Origin of the sequence: Rhodopirellula maiorica SM1 (genome assembly GCF_000346295.1) — a bacterium.
In the GTDB taxonomy this organism is placed as follows: domain Bacteria; phylum Planctomycetota; class Planctomycetia; order Pirellulales; family Pirellulaceae; genus Novipirellula; species Novipirellula maiorica.
In genome coordinates this window covers 1-3,696 of record NZ_ANOG01000920.1, presented here as the reverse complement: position 1 = coordinate 3,696, position 3,696 = coordinate 1, and the positions used below count along the sequence as shown (strand labels likewise).

General features: G+C 53.9%; 3 protein-coding genes. All 3 read right to left on the bottom strand.

Annotated features, from left to right (window positions below; all coding sequences use genetic code 11):
- Positions 1–63: 63 nt before the first annotated feature.
- Complete coding sequence (locus tag RMSM_RS29215; RefSeq protein WP_008705870.1) at positions 64–675, bottom strand: hypothetical protein; 612 nt, start codon at positions 673–675, stop codon at positions 64–66.
- A gap of 86 nt (positions 676–761) precedes the next feature.
- Complete coding sequence (locus tag RMSM_RS29210; RefSeq protein ID WP_040770039.1) at positions 762–1,190, bottom strand: hypothetical protein; 429 nt, start codon at positions 1,188–1,190, stop codon at positions 762–764.
- A 344-nt stretch (positions 1,191–1,534) separates the two neighbouring features.
- Positions 1,535–3,544, bottom strand: coding sequence for a redoxin domain-containing protein (locus RMSM_RS29200; RefSeq protein WP_081614371.1), 2,010 nt, complete (start codon positions 3,542–3,544; stop codon positions 1,535–1,537).
- Between the last annotated feature and the right edge of the window lie 152 nt (positions 3,545–3,696).

The following is a 3,696-nucleotide window of genomic DNA, read 5'->3' as shown; positions in this document are numbered from 1 at the left end:
CAGAGCTCCGGTTNTCCCCACTGCTGTCTGCCGGAATTTCGCTATCGCTGCGGTCGAGGCAACTTAGACGCGATCTCGTGACGCGCGGGCGGCGAAATCGATGAGATCCAGTTTTTTCTGTAGCGTTGGAAACTGGACCGCCATCGCGACGAGACAGAATCCGATCATCACCAGATGGATCAAGTTCCCGTCCAACATCATCAGGACCGCGTTGATCACCGCGGCTCCTTCAGCCAGTGCCATGCCGACGATCATCCGCGTTTGAGATGTCGCTAACAACTCGCTTATTCCCGAGGTGATCTTCATCGATTCCTGCACCGGCACATCAACTTCTTCCCCCGTTGATGCGAATTGCCGAATCGCCATCGCTTTGAACATCTTGTTGGCGACAAACGATGCAAAACAACCGCCAAAAGCAGCTACCGCGCCGATGGCCAGCATCATCATGTCATTGTCAGCGGCCGGATCGGCGGGCGGTCCGTCAGCGGGCCCTCCATCGCCGGACACGATGCTCAGGTAACCCATGATGGCGGTAATGAACAATACGCCCTGAATCAAAGCGAACGCGATAATCTGGCTGGTGCGAAGATGAGCTTTTAAGTCAACTTGATTGCCGCTGGTGCTCTCAGAAGCAGACGACGCGAGATACGGATTTTGAATTGGAGTTCGATTCATGATTTCTTTTTGTCGTGGGCTCTTCCGTGTGCAGAGCGTTTTCGATTTGCTCGTTGGCGTTGATCCTTATGCTACTGAATCAAGCGTTATTCAATTAACACCGCCAAGTAATTGATAAAACGGTCCTCACCCTCAGCGTCGCGATCAAACTGCATCGCTTGCTCGGCAAGCCCTTTAACGGCGCTGCGAAAATCCCGGAGTTTGACGTCGGATCGGTCGGCAATCCGTTGTAATTGGTCGCATAAACGACGCGCCGAATCCGCTGCGGGAGATGACCCTCGTAACACGGCACGCAGGGCGGAAACGACTTGTGGATCATGACAACTGCGGTCCGAACGAGTGAACGCCAAAACTTCCGCAACGATTAGGGCCGTCACATCCGGCTGGTTCGCAGACTCATTGGCCGTAGCGGGTTGACGTCCCGAATTCTGCGAAGCGGTGTTGCTTGTCGGGCGTCGACCGCGCCGCCGATCGGCCTGTTTCAAACGACGAAGAAGTTCATCTCGTTTAGCCATCGTGACCGCTGCCCATTACAAAAGTGACTTCAAAGAAAAGCTTGCACCGACGTCTTGCGCAGCATGTTCGCAAACAAGTTGCTCAATCTACGAAACGCGGATTTGAGAAGGATTGGCCGCTGCGAAAGCCAATCGCTCGACTTATGCATCATTAAACCTGAAACATCCAAGGAAGTGTTGTTACGAGAAAAAATATCGTGAACGAAAAAAGCCACCTGAATCTGCAAACGAGATTCAGGCGGCTTTGAGGATGTCATTTTAGTCGTCTGGAACGAGACGAAACTCGATTACTACGCGAGATCAATTTCGATTTTCCCCTCGATCGTGAGGCAGAATCGAGTCGCTTACTTAGCCAACTTATCGAGTTCCGATTCCAGTTCGGCAGCACGAACGTTGTGACGAACCACGCGGCCTCGTTCGTCGATCAACATCATCGTCGGCAGCGTTTGAACCCCAAATGTCTTGGCCAAATCGCTCGATTCGAGCCCTCCGTCGTCGAACAATTGGATCCATGGTAACGGGTTCTGCTTCAAGAATCCCTTGGCCATTTCGCTGGTCGCGTCGACGTTGACACCGACCAATACCAACCCCGCTTTCTGGTAGCGAGCCTGTAGCGCCCGCAGCAATTTCATGTCCTGTTTACATGGTTCGCACCAAGTCGCCCAGTAATGCAGCACAACGGGACGGCCACGCAATTGCGACAGACGGAATGGCTTGCCATCGATCGAATTTCCTTGCAAATCGATCACCTTGCCGACCGACTCGAGTCGGCGAACGGCGCCTTCGGCTTTCTCGGCCGTATCAGTGCCGGGGAACGCTGACGCCACTTTTTTGTAGTAGCCCAACGCGTCTTTTTCTTTGTCTTCGAACTCTTTGCTGAGTGCTAATTGCAACATCGCCTGAGCCGATTCAGGCATCCGCGGATAGCGATCGACGAACTCCGTGAGCGTTTCCAAGTACCATTTTTGCACCTCGGCAAAATCAGCATCCGGGGTTTGACGCTGTGCGTATTGGGCACCAATCATCATGTATTCGGCATAGGCTTTTAGCGATTCGTTGTTGTCCCCAAGGGAGCGAGCGATCGCTTGCAGCTGTTTGATTCCGTCGGGATAAACGCCACTTTGGGTCGCCATGCTGACGGTGTCCACCAATTGGCGAGTCCATGCATCTTGCTCGCTTGGATTGGTGGTCGATTTGATCAATCGCGAAACCAATTGAGCGCGAGCTTCGTGAAGCTTCGCCAAGTCCTTGGGGTTACTTGTCGAGGCAAGTTTGCGATCGATCTCTTCGAGGTCGGTGACCAATTGTTGTGATTGAGCTCCCAGCCCCGAGTCAAGCGAGGCAGCGGATTGAGCCATACCGCCAGGAGTGAAGAAATTGCCGGACGACTGAGCCACCGCATCACCACCTTCGCCCACCGAAGGCAAATCGACGATTCGCCAGGTATCGTTGACGCGAATAATCGTGCCAACCAACAATTGTCCGTTGCCGGTGGTGTCTTCGAACATGGCAACCGCGTTTTCGTACACGGTGATATCCGAGGTCGATTCATCGGTTCCACTTGGAACAACGCCTGGGGTGGCCGCAGCAAACTGGACCCATTTCGCGTCGCGTCCAACCGCTTTTTGACGTTTGGCAAAGTCCGAAAAGTCTTTTGCAGCACGGGTCGCTTTGCTGGCCAAGCGACGAACGGTGTCGCTGCCCAGCCCAATGGATTCGAGGTCCTTGCCGGTGGCCAGCAGCCGAGCAAAGCGAGCGGAATCGCGATCGGCCAATGCCGCAACGACTTCGGCGGTCACCTCTTCGGGCGAGATTTGTTTCCAGGAATCGATTTTACCATCTTCGTTTTCATCGACTCCCCAGCGAGTTCCCGCGGTACCGAGCCAGCGGTACTGATCCGCTTTGGTGTTAAAATCACGGTCAATATCGCGGTAAACCTCGACACCAAACTTGAAATAACACCACAAGTCGACCTTATTGTCGCCGTTGGTATCGGCAAAACGGCGAAGCAACGTGCCATCACCGGACCGCACTTCCCAACCGGACCAATCGTTGTATTCCAAATCAGTCACGGTGCAATTTGCCACGTCGGCCGGCTCGACCAATTCATAATCGACGTCGGCTTGAACCGGTTTCAATTGCAAAGCGTCTTTCGCCGAAGGCGTCGCGGCGGCGGCAGGTTGAACTGCAAGCCATCCACTGACGAATAAGCCTGTGGCGATGCGGGCTGCGGCAATCGATACCGTGCGATCGGAGTTTGAAAACGGGCTTTTCAGCTTGTGAAGCAAATCAACCACGCGTGCGACGCGGGCTTTGCATCGAAGAGGTCGTACGGAGCGAGGAAGATCCTTCATGCCAAAACATTCCATCTCATAGAGTCTTGGGAGGGGGAGGGTGCCGTCGGCAATCATGCATCCAAATTTCAGCAAGCTTGCAGGCGGAGTAACAGACTTTCGCCGGATCTTTCCGGTCTTTAGGTTTTGCAGCAATACCAGTTATGTGCACG

Bases quoted from the DNA above. Each gene is read 5' to 3' on its own strand.
- RMSM_RS29215 (WP_008705870.1), bottom strand. From the start codon at position 675: ATGAATCGAACTCCAATTCAAAATCCGTATCTCGCGTCGTCTGCTTCT.
- RMSM_RS29210 (WP_040770039.1), bottom strand. From the start codon at position 1,190: ATGGCTAAACGAGATGAACTTCTTCGTCGTTTGAAACAGGCCGATCGG.
- RMSM_RS29200 (WP_081614371.1), bottom strand. From the start codon at position 3,544: ATGAAGGATCTTCCTCGCTCCGTACGACCTCTTCGATGCAAAGCCCGC.